17 protein-coding genes are annotated in these 20,104 nt (G+C 58.0%); 6 read left to right on the plus strand and 11 right to left on the minus strand.

Going from position 1 to position 20,104, the window contains the following annotated elements; translation table 11 throughout:
- Positions 1-20: 20 nt before the first annotated feature.
- A complete protein-coding gene (rmuC, locus tag ABLV04_RS16450; RefSeq protein WP_023291578.1) occupies positions 21-1,469 on the minus strand; it encodes a DNA recombination protein RmuC in 1,449 nt (482 codons plus the stop codon).
- Positions 1,470-1,602: 133 nt separating this feature from the next.
- Complete coding sequence (udp, locus tag ABLV04_RS16455) at positions 1,603-2,364, minus strand: uridine phosphorylase (protein ID WP_002883419.1); 762 nt, start codon at positions 2,362-2,364, stop codon at positions 1,603-1,605.
- 272 nt (positions 2,365-2,636) lie between these two features.
- Here udp and ABLV04_RS16460 point away from each other — a divergent pair, with 272 nt between their 5' ends.
- Positions 2,637-3,449: a dienelactone hydrolase family protein gene (locus tag ABLV04_RS16460; RefSeq protein WP_180266333.1), complete on the plus strand. Its 813-nt coding sequence runs from the start codon at positions 2,637-2,639 to the stop codon at positions 3,447-3,449.
- Between the two features lie 59 nt (positions 3,450-3,508).
- On the opposite strand, the gene metE is transcribed toward ABLV04_RS16460, so the two are convergent.
- The gene (metE, locus tag ABLV04_RS16465; RefSeq protein ID WP_180266334.1) at positions 3,509-5,773 is read right to left on the minus strand and encodes a 5-methyltetrahydropteroyltriglutamate--homocysteine S-methyltransferase; all 2,265 of its coding nucleotides are present in this window, start codon (positions 5,771-5,773) and stop codon (positions 3,509-3,511) included.
- Positions 5,774-6,004: 231 nt separating this feature from the next.
- Between metE and metR the strand changes: the two genes are divergently transcribed.
- Positions 6,005-6,958, plus strand: a complete 954-nt coding sequence (metR, locus tag ABLV04_RS16470) for an HTH-type transcriptional regulator MetR (protein WP_032454519.1) — start codon at positions 6,005-6,007, stop codon at positions 6,956-6,958.
- On the opposite strand, the gene ABLV04_RS16475 is transcribed toward metR, so the two are convergent.
- From ABLV04_RS16475 to pldB, 3 genes are all read right to left on the minus strand, one after another.
- Positions 6,846-7,745: a carboxylate/amino acid/amine transporter gene (locus ABLV04_RS16475; protein WP_023291574.1), complete on the minus strand. Its 900-nt coding sequence runs from the start codon at positions 7,743-7,745 to the stop codon at positions 6,846-6,848. The two genes, metR and ABLV04_RS16475, sit on opposite strands and share 113 nt — an antisense overlap.
- Before the next feature lie 88 nt (positions 7,746-7,833).
- The gene (yigL, locus tag ABLV04_RS16480) at positions 7,834-8,634 is read right to left on the minus strand and encodes a sugar/pyridoxal phosphate phosphatase YigL (RefSeq protein WP_017899394.1); all 801 of its coding nucleotides are present in this window, start codon (positions 8,632-8,634) and stop codon (positions 7,834-7,836) included.
- Positions 8,635-8,678: 44 nt separating this feature from the next.
- Positions 8,679-9,671 carry a lysophospholipase L2 gene (pldB, locus tag ABLV04_RS16485; protein WP_008807942.1) on the minus strand — a complete coding sequence of 331 codons (993 nt, stop codon included), beginning with the start codon at positions 9,669-9,671 and terminating at the stop codon, positions 8,679-8,681.
- 109 nt (positions 9,672-9,780) lie between these two features.
- Here pldB and rhtB point away from each other — a divergent pair, with 109 nt between their 5' ends.
- Both rhtB and ABLV04_RS16495 read left to right on the plus strand, forming a co-directional pair.
- Positions 9,781-10,401 carry a homoserine/homoserine lactone efflux protein gene (gene rhtB / locus ABLV04_RS16490; RefSeq protein ID WP_002883411.1) on the plus strand — a complete coding sequence of 207 codons (621 nt, stop codon included), beginning with the start codon at positions 9,781-9,783 and terminating at the stop codon, positions 10,399-10,401.
- Between the two features lie 162 nt (positions 10,402-10,563).
- Positions 10,564-11,496, plus strand: coding sequence for an Rpn family recombination-promoting nuclease/putative transposase (locus ABLV04_RS16495; RefSeq protein WP_023291573.1), 933 nt, complete (start codon positions 10,564-10,566; stop codon positions 11,494-11,496).
- Positions 11,497-11,540: 44 nt separating this feature from the next.
- Here ABLV04_RS16495 and rhtC read toward each other — a convergent pair whose 3' ends face one another.
- From rhtC to pldA, 3 genes are all read right to left on the minus strand, one after another.
- Positions 11,541-12,161 carry a threonine export protein RhtC gene (rhtC, locus tag ABLV04_RS16500; RefSeq protein ID WP_023291572.1) on the minus strand — a complete coding sequence of 207 codons (621 nt, stop codon included), beginning with the start codon at positions 12,159-12,161 and terminating at the stop codon, positions 11,541-11,543.
- A 61-nt stretch (positions 12,162-12,222) separates the two neighbouring features.
- Positions 12,223-14,049: an ATP-dependent DNA helicase RecQ gene (gene recQ / locus ABLV04_RS16505; protein ID WP_032454515.1), complete on the minus strand. Its 1,827-nt coding sequence runs from the start codon at positions 14,047-14,049 to the stop codon at positions 12,223-12,225.
- A 67-nt stretch (positions 14,050-14,116) separates the two neighbouring features.
- The gene (gene pldA, locus ABLV04_RS16510) at positions 14,117-14,977 is read right to left on the minus strand and encodes a phospholipase A (RefSeq protein WP_044521760.1); all 861 of its coding nucleotides are present in this window, start codon (positions 14,975-14,977) and stop codon (positions 14,117-14,119) included.
- Positions 14,978-15,129: 152 nt separating this feature from the next.
- Between pldA and yigI the strand changes: the two genes are divergently transcribed.
- Positions 15,130-15,594, plus strand: a complete 465-nt coding sequence (gene yigI, locus ABLV04_RS16515) for an acyl-CoA thioesterase YigI (RefSeq protein WP_002883404.1) — start codon at positions 15,130-15,132, stop codon at positions 15,592-15,594.
- Between the two features lie 48 nt (positions 15,595-15,642).
- Entirely contained in the window at positions 15,643-16,539 is an 897-nt protein-coding gene (rarD, locus tag ABLV04_RS16520) for an EamA family transporter RarD (protein ID WP_064155690.1), read from the plus strand.
- A gap of 84 nt (positions 16,540-16,623) precedes the next feature.
- Here rarD and corA read toward each other — a convergent pair whose 3' ends face one another.
- Together corA and uvrD are read right to left on the minus strand one after the other, a co-directional pair.
- On the minus strand, positions 16,624-17,574 hold the full coding sequence (gene corA, locus ABLV04_RS16525) for a magnesium/cobalt transporter CorA (RefSeq protein ID WP_002883400.1): 951 nt from the start codon (positions 17,572-17,574) through the stop codon (positions 16,624-16,626).
- 355 nt (positions 17,575-17,929) lie between these two features.
- Positions 17,930-20,092: a DNA helicase II gene (gene uvrD / locus ABLV04_RS16530; protein ID WP_004886784.1), complete on the minus strand. Its 2,163-nt coding sequence runs from the start codon at positions 20,090-20,092 to the stop codon at positions 17,930-17,932.
- Positions 20,093-20,104: the final 12 nt, after the last annotated feature.

Genomic DNA, 20,104 nt, shown 5'->3' on the forward strand with positions numbered 1-20,104 from the left:
CAGCGCATTTCCCATACGTTTCAGCGTGGCGGAGCCGCCTCCCGGCTGCGCACCGCCTCGGCAGAGTCGGGCGAAAATGCGTCATTTTCCGGCAGGTTATCCTCCTCTTCGAGACGATATTGATCGTCCTGAGCAGTGGCTTGTTCGACTAAATCAGGATTAATCCCGCGCTTGACCTCCACGCCCAACCCGCGAAAAGCCTCCGCCTGAGCCAGCAGATTACCGCGCCCGGAAGCGAGCTTTTTCATCGCCTGGCGATAGTTCTCTTGCGCTTTATCCAGACTCTGGCCGATAGCGGACATATCGTCCACAAACAGGCGCATTTTGTCGTAAAGGCGCCCCGCCCGCTCGGCGATCTTCTGCGCGTTGCGGCTCTGGTGCTCATAACGCCACAGATTGGCGATGGTGCGCAGGGCCACCAGCAGCGTCGTCGGGCTGACCAGCATAATATTATTTTGCAGCGCCTCGCTGATGAGCTCGGGTTGACGATCAATGGCCAGCAGGAATGCCGGCTCGACGGGAATAAACATCAGCACATAGTCGAGGGAGCGCAGGCCCGGCAGTTGCTGATAATCCTTGCGTCCCAGCAGGCGAATATGATTACGCACCGAGGCAAGGTGCTCCTGCAGCGCGACTTCGCGGGTGTAGTCGTCCTCGGCGTTGAAATAGCGCTCATAGGCGACAAGGGTCATTTTGGCGTCGATAACCACGTCTTTACCCTGCGGCAGGCGCACGATGACGTCCGGCTGCATCCGCGAGCGGTTATCGGTCTCGATGCTGACCTGGGTCTGGTACTCATAGCCTTCCCGCAGGCCGGAGGCTTCCAGCACGCGGGTGAGAACCACTTCCCCCCAGTTGCCCTGAGTTTTGTTATCGCCCTTCAGCGCTTTGGTCAGGTTCAGCGCCTCCTGCGCCATCTGCGCGTTCAGCTGCTGCAGGTTGCGGATCTCATGCGCCAGGGTGTGCCTTTCCCGCGCCTCCTGGCCGAAGCTCTCCTGCACCTGGCGGCGGAACCCGTCCAGCTGTTCGCGCAGCGGGGTCAGCAGGCCATGCAGGCTCTGGCGATTTTGCTCATCGACGCGTCGGTTGCTGTGTTCGAAAATGCGGTTGGCGAGGTTTTCAAACTGCTCGCTCAGGCGCTGTTCGCTGTTCACCATCTGGCGGATCTTATCTTCCGCATGCAGCTGGGTGGATTCGAGCCGGGTGGTAACCTCCCGCAGATCGGCCTCCAGCGAGGTATTGATATCCCGCAGGCTGCGCAGCTCGTTGTTCAGCAGCTCGCACTCTTCACGCCAGTGGGCTTCCTGTACCAGCTGCTGACGGGCGGCGCTCAGCTCAATATCCAGCTCTCGCCGCTCCTCGATAAGATCGGCCCGAATTTGATCGGCGCGCGCTTTGGTCGCCAGCCAGCCGACGATTAATCCAGCAGCCAGTGCGATAACCGCGCTGATAATAATGGAGAGATCCACGACGCCCCCTGCGATAACCTGATGACACAAAATAGAATTGTGCTGTACAAACGTCCAGTTTAAAAGGAATTTCCTGCGAGAGGCGACGCAAAAAAAAGGCCGGAGGATCCGGCCTGACAGGGAAAGCGTTGAATTACAGCAGACGGCGCGCCGCTTCCACGACGATTTTCACCGCATGGCTTTCGGTTTGCTTCATGGTTTCGGCGTTAGGGATCTCTTGCTGGGTACGGTTAACGATAACCCCGGCCACCATCCCGGCGCGCAGACCCTGGCTGGCGCACATGGTCAGCAGCGTAGCGGATTCCATTTCATAGTTCATCACGCCCATCGCCTGCCACTCTTCCATGGAGCCTTTGAAGCGGCTCACTACGCGGCCGGAGAAGGTGTCGTAACGCTCCTGTCCCGGGTAGAAGGTATCCGAGGAAGCAGTCACGCCGATATGGGTGGTGGCGCCAATGGATTTCGCTGCTTCCACCAGCGCGGTGGTGCAGGCGAAATCTGCGACGGCCGGGAATTCCATCGGCGCGAAGTGCAGGCTGGCGCCGTCCAGACGAACGGAAGCGGTAGTCACCAGCACATCGCCAACGTTGATGTGCGGCTGAATGGCGCCGGTGGTGCCAATGCGCAGGAAGGTACGCACGCCAAGCTGCGCCAGCTCTTCCACAGCGATAGACGTAGACGGGCCTCCGATGCCGGTGGAGCAGACGATCACCGGTTTGCCGTCCAGTTCCGCGCGCCAGGAGGTAAATTCGCGGTGAGATGCCAGCTTAACCGGCTTATCCATCAGCGCGGCGATCTTTTCCACACGCTCCGGATCGCCAGGGACGATAGCCAGCGTAGCCCCTTGTAAATCGTTCTTGGTGAGGCCGAGATGAAAAACATCAGACTTGGACATAAAAAACTCCTCTGTGGGTCGAATTATCAGCAGAAGCAAAACGGTACTGTACAGAAGCCCCTGGCAACATTTTGTGATGTTAGTCACCAAGAACAATAATGATTGCAGTTGTTTTTCAGTAAATAGTGATAAACATCACATTAACAAGTTATATTCATCGTCACTGAACAAAAGATAGCCGCTTTCAGGCACTGTGCTTTATTACCGCCCGAACTAAAGGTAAAGGGTCTATAGTTACTGATGCGCTAATAAATAAGGGTACGGAGAATACCATGACCACCACCAAGCAACCTGGATTCGCACCTGCAGCCTCGCCGCATGCCGCAACCGCCGTTCATACGCCGGAAGAGCATATTGTCGCCGGAGAGACCTCTATTCCCTCTCAGGGGGAAAACATGCCGGCTTACCATGCCCGCCCGAAAAACGCCGATGGCCCATTGCCGATCGTCATCGTGGTGCAGGAAATCTTCGGCGTGCATGAGCATATTCGCGATCTTTGTCGTCGCCTGGCGCAGGAAGGCTATCTGGCTATCGCGCCTGAATTGTACTTCCGTCAGGGCGATCCGAATGAGTATCACGATATCCCGACCCTGTTTAAAGAGCTGGTTACGAAGGTGCCGGACGCGCAGGTGCTGGCGGATCTCGACCACGTCGCCAGCTGGGCGGCGCGCCATGGCGGCGATGCCCATCGTCTGCTGATCACCGGCTTCTGCTGGGGCGGACGTATCACCTGGCTATATGCTGCCCATAACCCGCAGTTGAAGGCGGCGGTAGCCTGGTACGGCAAACTGGTAGGAGAAAAATCGCTGAATTCGCCAAAACACCCGGTGGATATCGCCGTCGATCTCAACGCCCCGGTACTCGGCCTGTACGGCGCTAAAGACGCCAGCATTCCACAGGACACCGTCGAAACCATGCGCCAGGCGCTGCGGGCGGCCAACGCCACGGCGGAAATCGTGGTCTATCCTGAAGCCGATCACGCCTTTAACGCCGACTATCGCGCCAGCTATCACGAAGAGTCAGCCAAAGACGGCTGGCAGCGGATGCTCGACTGGTTTGATCAATATGGCGGTAAAAAAGGGTAATCGTCCGAAGCAGGAAAAAAAGGAGGCAAATGCCTCCTTTTTGCTTTTTCGGGTGACGATCAGGCAGATTGACGCAGGTTACGCGCCGCTTGCACCATATTCGCCAGCGCGGCGCGAGTCTCCGGCCAGCCCCGGGTTTTCAGGCCGCAGTCCGGGTTAACCCACAGCCGCTCCGCCGGGATACGCTGCGCGGCTTTTTCCAGCAGCGCTTCGATCCACTCCACGCTCGGTACGTTTGGCGAGTGAATATCATATACCCCCGGCCCGATTTCATTGGGATACTCGAACACTTCGAACGACGCCAGCAGTTCCATGTCGGAACGCGAGGTTTCAATGGTGATCACGTCGGCGTCCAGCGCGGCGATGGAGTCCATGATGTCGTTGAACTCGCAATAGCACATGTGGGTATGGATCTGAGTGTCGTCTTTGGCCACCGCGGCGTTAAGGCGGAAGGCTTCCACACCCCACTGCAGATAGGCATCCCAATCGCTGCGCTTGAGCGGTAACCCTTCGCGCAAGGCAGGCTCATCAATCTGGATGATGCCGATACCGGCCGCTTCCAGATCCGCCACTTCATCACGCAGGGCCAGCGCAATCTGTTTCGCGATGGTTTCACGGCTGACGTCTTCCCGCGGGAAGGACCAGCACAGAATCGTCACCGGTCCAGTGAGCATCCCTTTCACCGGCTTGTCGGTCAGCGACTGCGCGTACTTCGCCCATTCGACGGTGATCGCCTGTGGACGGCTGACGTCGCCGATCACCACCGGCGGCTTCACGCAGCGGGAGCCATAACTCTGCACCCAGCCGTTTTGCGTGAAGATGAAACCGTCCAGATGCTCACCGAAGTATTCCACCATATCGTTCCGCTCGGCTTCCCCGTGCACCAGTACGTCTAATCCTAACCGCTCCTGCTCGACGATCGCCTGCTTAATATGTTCCGCAATGCCGGTACGATAATGACTGGCGTCCAGATTGCCCTTTTTGAAGTCCAGGCGCAGGCCGCGGATCTCGGTCGTCTGCGGGAATGACCCGATAGTGGTGGTCGGCCACGCCGGCAGGTTAAAGCGTTGACGCTGCGCCTGAGCGCGAACCTCATAGGGGCTGGCGCGCTGGCTGTCCTGAGCGGTGATCGCCGCCAGCCGTTTTTCCACCGCCGGGTTGTGTACGCGCGTCGAATGGCGACGGGCATGGACTGGCGCGCTCCACTCGGTAATCGCCGCGGTATCGCCGCTGTTCAGCGCATCGCGCAGCAGCGCCAGCTCACCGCATTTTTGCAGCGCGAAGGCAAACCAGCTCTTCACTTCCGCATCAAGGCGCGTCTCCACGCTCAGGTCGATCGGGCTGTGCAACAGAGAGCAGGATGTCGCGACCCACAGCTCGCGCTTACCGACGAGGTTTTTAATTTGCGCATATTTTTCGGCGAGATCGGCGCGCCAGACGTTACGCCCGTTGATCAGGCCGGCGGACAGCAGCCAGTCGGCAGGCAGACATTTATGCAGTTCGGCGACATCATCTTTACCGTGGACCAGATCGACGTGCAGCCCCTGGACCGGCAGCGCAGCAATGGTCTCGAGATTGTCGCTAACGCCTTCAAAATAGGTGGTCAGCAGCAGTTTGACCTGGCCCTGCAGGGCGTCATAAGCCGGTTTAAAGGCCTCCAGCCACGCTGGCGGCAGCTCCAGCACCAGCGCCGGTTCATCAATCTGCACCCACTCAATGCCGCGCTTCGCCAGTTCGGCCAGCACCTGCTGATAAACCGGCAGGATGTCATTCAGCAGGCTCAGACGGTCAAACGGTTCGCCTTTCACTTTGCCCAGCCACAGATAGGTCACCGGCCCCAGCAGCACGGGCTTGATCTTGTGGCCCAGCGCCAACGCTTCGTCCACTTCATCCAGCAGTTGGGTCCAGGTCAGTTTGAACTGCTGGCCCTTCACGAACTCTGGCACCATGTAGTGATAGTTGGTGTTGAACCACTTGGTCATTTCCGCAGCGGCCGCTGGCTCGCCGGTGGGAGCGCGGCCGCGGCCAATGCGGAACAGGGTATCGATATCGACAGAGCCGTCTTTGTTCTGATGACGAGCCGGCACGTTGCCAAGCAGCAGGCTGGTGGTCAGAACATGGTCGTACCAGGCGAAATCGCCCACCGGCAGCAGGTCAATACCGGCCTGCTTCTGCTGCTCCCAGTGACGGGCGCGCAGTTCCCGGCCTACCGCCAGCAGCTCCTCGCGAGTGGCATTGCCCGCCCAGTAGCTCTCTTGCGCTTTTTTCAGCTCGCGGCGCAGGCCAACGCGAGGGAAACCGAGGGTGTGGTTAATAATTGTCATTTTTTGAGCCTCATAATTGCAATCCGAAAGATTTCGGATTTAGGGAAGGCGGCAAACTTGCTCATCCCCAGGAGCTTACTGAAGTCAGTGACTGGGGTGAGGAAGTGCAGCCAACGCACCATAAATTCGAAAGATAAAGGATTTAGCCATCCAGATGTTTACACATCCATAATTGGCGGTTACTGTATATTCCTCAAGCGCAAATTGCTCATGGCGAAGTGAAGGACTTTCATGATCGAAATTAAACATCTGAAAACGCTGCAAGCGTTGCGGAACAGCGGTTCACTGGCGGGCGCAGCGGCTGCCCTGCATCAGACCCAGTCCGCCTTGTCTCACCAGTTCAGCGATCTGGAACAGCGCCTCGGCTTTCGTCTCTTTGTGCGTAAGAGCCAGCCGCTGCGTTTTACTCCTCAAGGGGAGATCCTCTTACAGCTGGCCAACCAGGTGCTGCCGCAGATCGCTCGCGCCCTGCAGGACTGTAACGAACCACAACAGACCCGGCTGCGGCTGGCTATCGAATGCCACAGCTGTATTCAGTGGCTCACGCCGGCGCTGGAGAATTTCCGCGCCCGCTGGCCGCACGTGGAAGTCGACTTCCATTCCGGCGTCACCTTCGACCCGCAGCCTGCGCTGCAGCAGGGCGAACTGGATCTGGTCATGACCTCAGATATCCTGCCGCGCAGCGGTCTGCACTACTCGCCAATGTTTGATTATGAGGTGCGCCTGGTGCTGGCGCCTGAGCACCCGTTAGCCATGAAGACGCTGATTACGCCGGAGGATCTGGCCACGGAAACGCTGCTGATTTATCCCGTGCAGCGCGGACGCCTCGACATCTGGCGTCATTTCCTGCAGCCGGCCGGCATCAGTCCCCAGCTGAAAAGCGTCGATAACACGCTGTTGCTGATCCAGATGGTGGCAGCCCGGATGGGTATCGCCGCGCTGCCGCACTGGGTGGTGGAAAGTTTTGAACGCCAGGGTCTGGTGGTGACCAAAACCCTGGGCGAGGGATTATGGAGCCGGCTGTACGCGGCCGTTCGCGATGGCGAACAGCGTCAACCGGTCACCGAAGCGTTTATTCGCTCTGCGCGGAACCACGCGTGCGATCATCTGCCGTTTGTCCGGAGTGCGGAGCGACCCAGCGTCGATGGACCCACAGCGAGGCCAGGATCACCAACGCTCCGCTAATAAAGCTCGGCCAGTGCGGCTGCTCCTGCCAGATGGCAAGGTTAACCAACAGCCCGGCGGGGACATGGACGTTATTCATGATCCCCAGCGTGCCGGCATCCACCTGAGTGGCGCCATAGTTCCACATAAAGTAGCCCAGCCCGGAAGCCACGACGCCAAGCCACACCAGCACGCTCCACTGCAGCCTGGTGGTTGGCAGCTTCTGTGGGTTGCCCAGCATAAACCATGCCGCCACCGCCACGATAAAGGCCCCGACATAGAACCAGGCAAAGGCATTGTGCTGCGGCATCGGTCGCACCTCCATCAGGCGCTTGTAACCCACCATCCCGATGGCGAAGCAGAGGTTTGACAACTGCACCAGTAACAGCCCGGTCCAGAAATGATCGCTGACTTTGTCGTAACGGATAATCGCCGCCCCCAGCACCGCCAGCGCGGCGCTCAGCAGATAGCCCCAGCGTAGTTTACGTCCGCTGAGCAAATCGTAGATCAGCGTGATATACAACGGGGTAAACACGGTAAACAGCAGGAATTCCGAGACCGTCAGATAGAGATAGGCGCGAAAGGCCAGCAGGTACATGATGCCAAGCTGCATCGCGCCCACCAGCATATAGAGTACGATCGTGCGCGGAGACTGGCCGCGCGTCCGCAGGAAAGGCAGGAACACCAGCGCCGCCAGGCCCACGCGCATCAGCACCGAAAAATAGCTGTCGACGCTACCGGCCAGGTACTCGCCAATCAGGCTGAAAGAAAAGGCCCACAGGATAGTGGTGATAATTAACAGCGCCACAATGGTCGTCTCGTTGGATAAAGAACAGGCATTGTAGCGAAGAGTCAGGTTGACGACTGGACAGTTATTCGCCAGTCGTCAATCTTTTTCAGTCGAGGTACAGCTTACGCAGATAGTGCGGGACCGCATCGTCGGCGTTGCTGCCGATCACTTCCAGCTCCGGATGCAGATCCTTCAGCCGCTGGTGGGCGTTGGCCATAATGCAGCCTTTACCGGCCATCGACAGCATCTCGGCGTCGTTCATGCCGTCGCCGAAAGCGATGCAATCGGACAGACTGTAGCCGAGCATTTTCGCCACCGCCTCCAGCGCATGCCCCTTCGATACCCCGCCCGCCATCACCTCCAGGCAGGTTAAGGTGGAGAAGCTGACGTTCACGCGATCGCCCCAGCGGGCGTTCATCGCCTGCTCAAGCGGCAGTAGATGTTCGTGATCCTCACAGGTAAAGAACACCTTGCTGATCCCCTGCGGATCCAGTTCGCCCGGCTCATACAGCTTGTAGTTAAACACCGCCTCTTTGAAAAAGCGCATCTCTTCCGGGCGATGGCGGTTCATATACCACTCATCTTCCCGATAGACGTTAGTGACAATTTTCGGGTCGTTGCGCACGATTTCAAACAGGTCGGCGGCAATATCGCGGTCGAGGTTATGGGCGAAAATTTGCTGGCCATCGCTATCGTGAACGCGGGCGCCGTTAGAGGTGATCATGTACGACCGGATGCCGAGATTATCGCGGATCTGCCCGACGTCTATGTAGTGTCGGCCAGTGGCGAAGACGAAATTGATCCCACGAGCGGTAAGCAGCTTCAGCGTCTCTTTGGCATACGGGGTCAGGAAATGATCGGGGGAAAGCAGCGTGCCGTCTAAATCAGACGCAACAACCTGGTACATAAAAAAGTTAACCTCTAAGCAGGGCGACGAGCGTTATCGTCGGATTAAGTATGTCGATTGAAAAACTCGACGATGGCATTGAGCGCGACTGAGCGCATAGCGTCCTTTTCAAAAAGGATCTCATGGTATGCCCCTTCAATGACGAGCGGCTTTCCGCCCTCACAGGGATGGCCGGCGGCGGCCCGTAATTCACAATAGCGGTCGTGCATCAGATTATCGACCACCCGCTCCTCTTCCGCCTGCAGCAGCAGCGTCGGGGCCGTATCTTTCTCCACATTCGCCAGCACTTCGTCACCGGCCAGCATGCCTTCGCGCACCCAGTGCCAGGTCGGGCCGCCGACCTGCAGTCGCGGCTCGTCGGCATAGAAGCGCAGGTTACGACGATAGCGTTGTCGACTGTGCGTCAGCACGTTAACGGCAAAAGGCAGCGCCCGCCAGCGTCCGGTGCCGATGGCATACTCTTCGCGAATGCGCTGATGGCCCTCAGCCCAGTCGAGAATATGCCGCACCATCCAGTCCGGCAGCCGAATGATAATCCCGAACATCGGCGCGCAGAGCGCAATGGCATCGCAATGCGCCTGGTAGCGTTGCAGAAAAAGCGTGGCAATCGCCCCGCCCATAGAGTGAGCGAGGATAAACCGTTTTCGCCAGTGGCCCGGGACCACCTGCTGCTGCCAGAGCGCAGCCAGGTCATCAACATAATCGCTGAAGTTAACCACGTGCCCGCGGTGGGTATCAGAGAGCAGACGACCCGAGCGTCCCTGGCCGCGATGATCAATGATCATTACGTCAAAGCCGCTGTGAAAGAGATCGTAGGCCACTTCAGCATACTTCACGTAGCTTTCAATGCGCCCGGGGCAAATCAGCACCAGCCGATCGTTATTTTGCGCGCAAAAGCGAACAAAGCGTACCGGTACATCATCGACGCCTTTAAATTCAGCCTCTTCGCGCTGTCGCCAGAAATCCGTCAGCGGCCCCATGCTAAAGGCCGCAAACGCGTTTTCTCGTGTTTCCCAGTCCTTTTTCTGCCCAAACATCGGGTTTACACCCCTGTTAACCGCTGAAAATCGTTTTTTTGCCGTGTATCACACAATGCTGACACAATAGCGTATTGTGGCATAAAAACAGACAATCAGGGAGTTTCTCATGACCATTGAGTGGTGGTTCGCCTACCTGCTGACATCAATCATTCTCAGCCTGTCCCCGGGTTCCGGAGCGATTAATACCATGACCACCTCCATTAACCACGGTTACCGCGGCGCGGCGGCGTCGATTGCCGGTTTGCAGACCGGGCTGGCCATTCATATCGTGCTGGTCGGCGTCGGCCTCGGCACTCTCTTCTCTCGCTCGGTGCTGGCCTTTGAGGTGCTGAAATGGGCCGGCGCAGCCTACCTGATCTGGCTGGGTATCCAGCAATGGCGCGCGGCAGGGGCCATCGACCTGAATACGCTGGCGAAGGCGCAGACCCGCGGCAAACTGTTCCAGCGGGCGGTGTTCGTGAATCTCACCAATCCTAAAAGCATCGTTTTTCTGGCCGCCCTGTTTCCACAGTTTATCCTGCCCCACCAGCCCCAGGTGATGCAGTATCTCGTTCTGGGCGTCACCACCATCGTCGTCGATATCATTGTGATGATTGGCTATGCAACCCTCGCACAGCGCATTTCAGCATGGATTAAGGGGCCAAAGCAGATGAAGGCGCTGAACAAAGTCTTTGGTTCACTGTTTATGCTGGTTGGGGCGCTGCTCGCCTCCGCCCGTCACGCCTGAATGATGGAATCTCGCTCGCAAAGAGAGGTTCGCCTGGCTGGCGAAGCCATCTCTCTGCGCGAGCCGGCGCGCAAAGCGGGAAATTAATCTTTTTGCCCGCTGTCGACGCTGAGCCCGCCGTGCCAGGATGCCGCCAGAGACGTGATTCACGGATGAACGGCGATGGCAGAAACGGCGACCCCACATGATGCGGTATTTAAAACTTTTCTGTCGCGGGCTGAGACAGCGCGCGATTTTATCGAGATCCACCTGCCACCGTCGTTAACAGCGATCTGCAAACTGGATACCCTGCGTCTGGAATCCGGCAGCTTTCTTGAAGACGATCTCAGGCCCTACTACAGCGATATTCTCTATTCGCTGGAAACCACCCGCGGTAAGGGGTATGTCCATGTTCTGATCGAGCACCAGAGCGCCCCCGATAAACTGATGGCCTTTCGCTTAATGCGCTATGCCGTCGCCGCCATGCAGCGCCATCTGGAGAGCGGCCATAAAACGCTGCCTCTGGTTATTCCGGTCCTCTTCTATCAGGGACGACGCAGCCCCTATCCCTGGTCTATGAGCTGGCTGGATAATTTCGCCGATCCCGAGACCGCCCGCCAGCTCTATAGCGGGGCGTTTCCGCTGGTCGATATCACGGTGATCCCCGACGACGACATTATGCAGCACCGCAGCATGGCGGCCCTGACGCTGGTGCAAAAACACATCCGCCAGCGCGATATGGCGCAATTGCTGGATAAGTTGACCCAACTCTTAATGCTGGAGCAGATGAGCGGACAACAAATCACCGTATTGGTAAACTATATGGCTCAGGCAGGGGATGCCGAGGATACTCGGGCACTCTTATACGGGCTGGCACAGCGCGTGCCGCAGCATGGAGGATTACTGATGACGCTGGCGGAAACATGGCTCGCAGAAGGTATGGAAAAAGGCATCAGGAAAGGCGTACAGCAAGGCATAAAGGAAGGTATAAAGGAAGGCAAACATCAGGCCTTGCTGCAGGTTGCCGAAGCGATGCGCAAACGCGGGATTGATGACGAAGCGATTATGGAAATGACCGGTCTGTCTGAAGACGAGCTGCAGCGGCTTCGCTATTGACACTTTCTCCACCCGGATATAGCCGGGTGGAGCATCGCGCCAGGTTAACGCGAGATAATCAGGTGGATGCCGAAGCCCGCAAACAGCGTGCCGGCGATACCGTCGATCCACTTCGCCATCCGCTGATAGCCGCGGCGCATCCCCGGCAGGGCGAACAGGCTGGCAACCACCAAAAACCAGGCCAGCGTCTCCATGATAATCAGCAGAAAAATGCCCCAGCGCGCGCCGGCGCCAACGCTGTCACCGACGAACAGCGAGAACACCGAGCCGAAGTAGATAATCGCTTTCGGGTTCGCCAGATTGGTCAGCAATCCCTTCAGGAAGCTGCGTCCGCTGCGGGCCAGTTCAACCTGCGGTTCTGCCGGGGACACCGCCTCTTTTTTCAACGCGCCGCGCAACATCTGATAGCCCATCCAGCACAGGTACAAGCCACCGCCGATCATAATGATGTTGTGCAGCCATGCCATTCTGGCGAGGATCAGGTTCAGGCCGAGCAGCGCAACCCCCGCCCAGATCATCACGCCGCAGGTGATCCCCAGCACTCCCATCACCGCCTCTCTGCGCGAGCGGCTGATGGCCGTTTGTGAGACAAAGAAAAAATCCGGCCCCGGGCTCATTAGCGCAATGATATGCACCAGCGCCACGGTGAGGAAAAGCATCAGCATAGTTAACTCGCAGGAAAATAATGAAGAGGATAACTATTCTGGCACTTTTATAGCCAGCTGACTACTCATCGTCGCCATCGACATGCGACCGGATCAGCGCCATAAACGGCTTGCCGAAACGCTCGAGTTTACGTGTCCCTACGCCGTTGACGCTGAGCATTTCGCCAGCGGTTAGCGGCGACTGCTCCGCCATCTCAATCAGCGTCGCGTCGTTGAAGACCACGTACGGGGGAATGTTTTCTTCATCGGCAATCGCTTTACGTAACTTGCGCAGCTTGGCAAACAGCTTACGATCGTAATTACCGCCGAAGGATTTCTGCATCGCCTTCGGCTTCAGCGCCACGATACGCGGTACGGCAAGCTGCAGCGGAACGTCGCCGCGCAGCACCGGGCGTGCGGCTTCGGTCAGCTGCAGCGCGGAGTGCTGGGCGATATTCTGCGTCACCAGCCCAAGGTGAATCAGTTGGCGGATCACGCTCACCCAGTGCTCGTGACTCTGTTCCCGGCCGATGCCGTATACCGGGAGCTTATCGTGGCCCATCTCGCGGATGCGCTGATTGTTGGCGCCACGCAGGACTTCCACCACGTAACCCATCCCGAAGCGCTGGTTGACCCGATAAATAGTGGAGAGCGCCTTGCGGGCGTCCATTAAGCCATCGTACTGCTTCGGCGGATCAAGACAGATATCGCAGTTACCGCACGGCTCCTGGCGTCCTTCGCCAAAGTAGTTCAGCAGCACCAGACGACGACAGGTCTGGGCTTCAGCAAACGCCCCCATCGCGTTCAGCTTATGCCGTTCGATATCCTGCAGCGGTCCGGCGGGCTTCTCTTCCAGACAGCGGCGCAGCCACGCCATGTCCGCCGGATCGTAAAACAGCATCGCTTCCGCCGGCAGGCCGTCACGCCCGGCGCGGCCGGTCTCCTGATAGTAGGATTCAATATTGCGCGGGATATCAAAATGCACCACAAAGCGGACGTTCGGCTTGTTGATGCCCATCCCAAAGGCCACTGTCGCCACCACAATCTGCAGATCGTCGCGCTGGAATTTCTCCTGCACGTCGGCGCGCACGTCGTTTTCCAGGCCGGCATGGTAAGCCGCCGCGCTGATGCCGCGGCTCTGCAGACGCGCGGCGGTATCTTCCACTTTCGAACGGCTGTTGCAGTAGATAATGCCCGATTTGCCTCGCTGATCCTGGACGTAGCGCATCAGCTGGTCGAGCGGCTTGAATTTCTCCATCAGCATATAGCGGATGTTCGGCCGGTCGAAGCTGCTGACCTGAATCAGCGGATCGTTAAGTCCCAGCAGACGGACGATATCGCGGCGGGTGGTGTCATCGGCGGTGGCGGTCAACGCCATAAACGGGATCTGCGGCATCCGCTGACGCAGCTGGCCCAGCGCGGCATATTCCGGGCGGAAGTCATGGCCCCACTGAGAGATGCAGTGCGCTTCGTCCACCGCCAGCATCGCCAGATTCCAGTTCGCCAGATGCTCAAGGAAGTTGTCGAGCATCAACCGTTCCGGGGCGATATACAGCAGACGAACCTGCCCGCTGCGGCAGCCGGCCATCACGTCCTGCTGCTGTTCGCGGCTCTGCGTCGAGTTCAGACAGGCCGCCGCCACGCCGTTGGCCAGCAGCTGATCGACCTGATCTTTCATCAGCGAGATCAGCGGCGAGACCACGACCGTCAGGCCGCCCATGACCAGCGCCGGTACCTGATAACACAGCGACTTGCCGCCACCGGTCGGCATAACCACCAGGCAGTCACGGCCCTCGAGCGCCGTCTCGATAATCGTCTCCTGGCCAGGACGGAACTGCTGGTAGCCGAAGGTCTCTTGTAAAACCTGCTTAGCCAGCGATTCCTGATTTAATACTTCCGCCTGTGCCACGTTGACCCCATTTGCCTGAAAAGAAAACAGGCGCTATTTTCAGCGCCTGCGAGCCAGAGTGCAACGATTAAAACAGATCGTTAAGCATTAGCCCGACGCCGACGCGCGTTTGATTAAAGTTGTAGTCGATAAGCGATTCGCCGTAGCCGCTGTAGATCTGGGTGTAAGCGCGAACATGTTTGGTGATGGGATAGCTCACCCCAAGTTCCGCCCCGCCGTAGCCAGTATTCCAGTTGTATTGCCCCTGCGCGCTAAGGATCGCCTCGCCCAGCTGGTAGCCCACCTTCAGGCGGTAATAACCCATATATTTGGTGATGTCCGGGTTATCATCGGTGCTGCCCACCACATACCAGGGTTTCACTTCCACCAGCCAGTTGCCATTTTGCGCCATCAGGCGGGCATAAAGCCGGTTCCAGCTGCGCGAGGTGGGATCGGAACGGCCATTCGAGTCGTGGTTATATCCCATTTCGATATCGCGCAACGTCCAGCCGGCAAACTGATAGTCGGTCGCAAAGCCAAGAAACAGCTGGGGTTCGTAGTTGGTTTCGCGAAACGGCGCCGACTCTTTGCTGTTGGAGAGCTGCCACCAGGATTTCTGGGTATAGGACGCGCCGAGCAGCGAATTATCCCCCAGGATGCCGCGCCACAGCGGGAAGGCGAGGCTCAGCTGAAACTTCACTTCATCTTTACGGGCATTTTCGGCCCAGTCATAGCTGCGAATCGCCTCTTTATTGAGATCGCTGGTCCACGTGTAGAGCAGATAGTTGCTTTCATAAGGGTAGAGCAGAAAAGGATTATCATGATCCTGTAGCAGGTTGGCGATAATACTGCCGCGCACTGCTGGTTTGTCGTGTACCGACGCATCCTGCGCCATAGCACCAGCCGGTAGCGCGCACAGCGCCGCCAGGCAGGCCAAAGAGATACGCATGCTGGTCTCCTGATAAATAGTTTTTATTTTTGTTTAACCTGAAGACATTCTACCTGTTTATTAATCCCCTGCCCCCTAATCCACTCCGAAAGTGGAAATCAATATTTTAGAAGCATAAAATCAACATTTTATTAACGAATGGAACCGGTGTTATGTCCGAACTTACTGCCGAAGCAGCTCTGAAACTGGTGGGGGAGATTTTCGTCTATCACATGCCGTTTAACCGCGCCCTCGGCCTCGAACTGGAGCGCTATGAAAAAGCGTTTGCCCAGCTCAGCTTTAATAATCAGCCGATGATGGTCGGCAACTGGGCGCAAAGCATTCTGCATGGCGGAGTGATCGCCTCCGCGCTGGACGTCGCCGCAGGGCTGGTCTGCGTTGGCAGCACCCTTACCCGCCATGACACTATCAACGAAGAAGAGCTGCGCCAGCGGCTTTCCCGCATGGGAACCATCGACCTGCGCGTGGACTACCTGCGTCCGGGCCGCGGCGAACGTTTTACCGCGACCAGCACCCTGCTGCGCGCCGGCAATAAAGTGGCGGTAGCCCGTGTGGAACTGCATAACGAAGCGCAGGTATATATTGCCAGCGCAACAGCGACCTATATGGTGGGTTGATTAGCCAAAATCGAGTAACATCACTCTCTTTGGCAATGGATTTTACCGATGGATGTGAAACAGACGCGGTTGGGGATTATTCTGGCCCTCGCCGCCTACTTTATCTGGGGTATCGCGCCGGCGTACTTCAAACTTATCTACTATGTTCCCGCCGATGAAATTCTGACCCATCGCGTGATCTGGTCTTTCTTCTTCATGGTGGCGCTCATCAGCGTCAGCCGCCAGTGGCCGCAGGTGAAAAAGCTGCTGAAGACGCCGCGCAAGATCTTCCTGCTGGCGCTCTCTGCGGTGCTGGTCGGCGGCAACTGGCTGCTGTTCATCTGGGCGGTGAATAACCACCATATGCTGGAAGCCAGTCTCGGCTACTTTATCAACCCGCTGGTGAACATTCTGTTAGGGATGATTTTCCTTGGCGAACGTTTCCGTCGCCTGCAGTGGCTGGCGATGATCCTCGCCTTTTGCGGCGTGCTGGTACAGCTCTGGACCTTTGGTTCGCTGCCGATTATCGGCCTTGGGCTGGCCTTCAGCTTTGCCTTTTATGGCCTGGTGCGCAAGAAAATCGCTGTCGATGCGCAGACCGGCATGCTGGTGGAAACGCTGTGGCTGTTGCCGGTGGCGGCGATTTGGCTGTTCGGCATCACCGACAGCCCCACCAGCCATATGGGGCAGAACCCCTGGTCGCTCAATCTGCTGCTGATGGCGGCGGGCGTGGTGACCACCATCCCTCTGCTGTGCTTCACCGGGGCGGCAACGCGTCTGCGGCTCTCCACGCTGGGCTTTTTCCAGTACATCGGCCCAACGCTGATGTTCCTGCTGGCGGTGACGTTCTACGGCGAAGTGCCGGGCAAGGATAAAATGGTCACCTTTGGCTTTATCTGGGTGGCGCTGGCGATATTCGTGATGGATGCGGTGTATACGCAAAGACGGGGGCGTCGGAGCCAGTAGATTGCCGGATAGCGTCTATGCCCTATCCGGCTTACAAAAGTCCAGCACCCAGGCCGGATAAGCGAAGCGCATCCGGCACAACAACTACAGCCAGTTTTTACGCTTGAAGTAGAGATACGGCGCCAGGCCGGCAAGCATCATAAAGACGATCGCCCCCGGGTAGCCGAAGCTCCAGTGCAGCTCCGGCATAAATTCAAAGTTCATTCCGTAGCTGGAGGCCACCAGAGTTGGCGGCAGGAACACCACCGACACCACCGAGAAGATCTTAATGATGCGGTTCTGTTCGATATTGATAAAGCCCATCGCCGCCTGCATCAGGAAGTTCACCTTCTGGAACAGCGATTCGTTGTGCGGCAGCAGGGATTCGATATCGCGCAGGATCTCCCGCGCCTGCTCCAGCTGGCCCGCCGGCAGGCGCGCCTTACGCACGAGGAAGTTCAGCGCGCGCTGGGTATCCATCAAACAGAGGCGGACCTTCCAGCCGATATCTTCCAGTTCCGCCAGCGTCGACAGCGCTTCGTCGTACTCATCGCCCTGGTGGCCTTCCATAATCACGCGGCTCAGCTTTTCCAGGTCGCTGTAGATGTTTTCTATCTCATCCGCCAGCTGTTCGATTTTGGTCTCGAACAGATCTAACAATAGCTCGTAAGCGTTGCCGTCCACCAGCGTCTGGTTACGCACGCGCATGCGGTAGAGGCGAAAAGCCGGCAGTTCACGCTCGCGCAGCGTAAACAGGCGCCCTTCGCGGATAGTAAACGCCACGGTAGAGTTACCCGCGTGATCGTCGGCATCTTCGAAAAAGAAGAAGGAGTGGATATGTAACCCGTCTTCATCTTCAAAGAAACGTGCGGAGGCTTCGATATCTTCCAGTTCAGGGCGCGTCGCCAGGTTCTGACCCAGTTCCGTCTGCACGCGGCTTCGCTCATCATCGTCAGGCTCGACCAGATCGACCCACACCGAGCTGGCGAGGTGCTTGATCTCATCGGCTTCCAGGCGCGTTAAACGATTGTTTTCCAGTTGAAATGCGCTCAGCATGACCGGGACTCCCAATGCAAAAAAATTATCGGACAGTTCGGTGGGCACACAGAAACAAATTGGGTTTCAGACCATTAAGCCTGACTCAGCGCGACGGGAATGGGGCAGGTCGCTGACAACCGCTAAGGCTATCAGCATAAGAGGATAGCCTTAGGAGTTGTTCCTGAATGACAGGAAGTTGAGCCAGCATCTACTGGGTGTGTCCAAGGCGAATGTCCTCTTAGCGTAATCGTGCGCGCATGTTACGCCAGCGCAAAATCGGCGTCAACACGCAACGGAACGCGAAAGCGCAAATCAGGCGCCTTAACGTATAAAGGTAGCAGAATATTACAAAATAATGATATTTTTCTTAAAGTTACACTTCCTCGAGCCGGGCGTAAGCCGCTACCAGCCATTTGATCCCCTGACCCTGAAAAGCCACCTGTAGCCGGCTGTGCTCGCCGCTGCCTTCGAGGTTGACGATGGTGCCTTCGCCAAACTTCGGATGTCGTACGCGCTGGCCTAATTTGTAGCCGGTATCGCTCTCGGCAATCGGCGCGCCCAGTCGCTGATGGTTTACCGGGCGGCTTACCGTGGCCCGCAGACGCACCTCTTCTACGCACTCCTGCGGCAGTTCTCCAATAAAGCGCGACGGGCGATGGTAAACCTCTTTGCCGTACAGACGGCGGGTTTCCGCGTAGGTCAGCGTCAGCTTCTGCATGGCGCGCGTCACGCCAACGTAGGCCAGACGACGCTCTTCTTCCAGGCGGCCGCCTTCATCAAGGGCCATCTGGCTCGGGAACATCCCCTCTTCGACGCCGACGATGAACACCTGCGGGAACTCCAGCCCTTTCGCCGAGTGCAGGGTCATCAGTTGAACCGCATCCTGCCAGGTGTCCGCCTGCCCTTCGCCCGCTTCCAGCGCGGCGTGGGAGAGGAACGCCTGCAGCGGCATCAGATCTTCATCTTCTTCGTTGTAGCTGAACTGGCGCGTCGCCGTCACCAGCTCCTCTAAGTTTTCAATACGGGTCTGGCCCTTCTCGCCTTTCTCCTGCTCGTACATCGCGCGCAGCCCGGAGTCTTTAATCACCCGATCGGTCTGGACGTGCAGCGGCATATCGGTGGTCTCCTGCGCCAGCGCGTCAATCAGCTCCATAAAGCGCTGCAAGGCGCTGGCGGCGCGACCGGCCAGCGCTTTATCTTTCAGCAGCTCGCGGCTGGCCTGCCACAGCGTCAGCTGACGATCGCGCGACGTCTGGCGCACCACGTCCAGCGTGCGGTCGCCGATGCCGCGGGTCGGCGTATTGACTACGCGCTCAAACGCCGCATCGTCGTTACGGTTGGCGATCAGACGCAGGTACGAGAGCGCATCTTTGATTTCCTGGCGCTCGAAGAAGCGCATGCCGCCATAGATGCGGTACGGCATGCTGGCCTGCAGAAGCGCCTCTTCCAGCACGCGCGACTGGGCGTTGCTGCGATAGAGGATGGCGCACTGCTCCAGCGCCCCGCCGTTCTCCTGCCAGGTTTTTATCCGGTTCACCACGAAGCGTGCTTCGTCGAGATCGTTGAAAGCGCAGTACAGCGAGATCGGCTCGCCGTCGGCGCCGTCGGTCCAAAGCTTCTTGCCCAGGCGACCGTTGTTGTTTTCAATCAGGGCGTTGGCGGCGCTGAGGATGTTGCTGGTCGAGCGATAGTTCTGCTCAAGGCGGATGGTTTCCGCACCGGGAAAATCGTTAAGGAAGCGCTGAATGTTCTCGACCTGCGCGCCGCGCCAGCCGTAAATCGACTGATCGTCATCGCCGACGATCATCACCTTGCCGGTATCGCCCGCCAGCAGGCGGATCCAGGCGTATTGAATGTTGTTGGTATCCTGGAATTCGTCGACGAGGATGTTGGTGAAACGCTCGCGGTAGTGCTGGAGGATATGCGGCTTATTCAGCCACAGCTCGTGGGCGCGCAGCAGCAGTTCGGCGAAGTCCACCAGCCCGGCGCGATCGCAGGCTTCCTGATAGGCCTGATAGACCTTCTGCCAGGTCTGCTCGACCGGATTGCCGTAGCTCTGAATATGATGCGGACGCAGCCCTTCATCTTTCTGGCTGTTGATGTACCACATCGCCTGACGCGGCGGCCACTGCTTCTCATCGAGGTTCATCGCCTTAATCAGACGCTTCAGCAGGCGCAACTGGTCTTCGCTATCAAGGATTTGGAAATCCTGCGGCAGGTTGGCGTCCAGATGGTGCGCGCGCAGCAGGCGGTGGGCCAGGCCGTGGAAGGTGCCCACCCACATGCCGCCCTGGGTGGTGCCCATCAGCTGGCCGATACGATGGCGCATCTCTGCCGCCGCTTTGTTGGTAAAGGTCACCGCCATAATAGAATACGGCGAGCAGTTCTCTACGCTCAGCAGCCAGGCGATACGGTGCACCAGAACGCGCGTCTTACCACTGCCCGCCCCTGCCAGCACCAGCATGTTGGTGCGCGAGGCCGCTACGGCTTCACGCTGTTTGTCATTGAGGCTGTCGAGCAGGTAAGAAACGTCCATTGGCACCGCCGG

The organism is Klebsiella sp. JN_Kp127 (genome assembly GCF_040062505.1).
Lineage (GTDB): Bacteria > Pseudomonadota > Gammaproteobacteria > Enterobacterales > Enterobacteriaceae > Klebsiella > Klebsiella quasipneumoniae.

Coding starts and splice junctions, on each gene's coding strand:
- corA (WP_002883400.1), bottom strand. CDS start 17,574: ATGCTGAGCGCATTTCAACTGGAAAACAATCGTTTAACGCGCCTGGAA.
- pldA (WP_044521760.1), bottom strand. CDS start 14,977: ATGCGTATCTCTTTGGCCTGCCTGGCGGCGCTGTGCGCGCTACCGGCT.
- ABLV04_RS16495 (WP_023291573.1), top strand. CDS start 10,564: ATGGCAGAAACGGCGACCCCACATGATGCGGTATTTAAAACTTTTCTG.
- yigL (WP_017899394.1), bottom strand. CDS start 8,634: ATGTACCAGGTTGTTGCGTCTGATTTAGACGGCACGCTGCTTTCCCCC.
- pldB (WP_008807942.1), bottom strand. CDS start 9,671: ATGTTTGGGCAGAAAAAGGACTGGGAAACACGAGAAAACGCGTTTGCG.
- udp (WP_002883419.1), bottom strand. CDS start 2,364: ATGTCCAAGTCTGATGTTTTTCATCTCGGCCTCACCAAGAACGATTTA.
- metR (WP_032454519.1), top strand. CDS start 6,005: ATGATCGAAATTAAACATCTGAAAACGCTGCAAGCGTTGCGGAACAGC.
- yigI (WP_002883404.1), top strand. CDS start 15,130: ATGTCCGAACTTACTGCCGAAGCAGCTCTGAAACTGGTGGGGGAGATT.
- rhtB (WP_002883411.1), top strand. CDS start 9,781: ATGACCATTGAGTGGTGGTTCGCCTACCTGCTGACATCAATCATTCTC.
- metE (WP_180266334.1), bottom strand. CDS start 5,773: ATGACAATTATTAACCACACCCTCGGTTTCCCTCGCGTTGGCCTGCGC.
- rhtC (WP_023291572.1), bottom strand. CDS start 12,161: ATGCTGATGCTTTTCCTCACCGTGGCGCTGGTGCATATCATTGCGCTA.
- rarD (WP_064155690.1), top strand. CDS start 15,643: ATGGATGTGAAACAGACGCGGTTGGGGATTATTCTGGCCCTCGCCGCC.
- uvrD (WP_004886784.1), bottom strand. CDS start 20,092: ATGGACGTTTCTTACCTGCTCGACAGCCTCAATGACAAACAGCGTGAA.
- ABLV04_RS16460 (WP_180266333.1), top strand. CDS start 2,637: ATGACCACCACCAAGCAACCTGGATTCGCACCTGCAGCCTCGCCGCAT.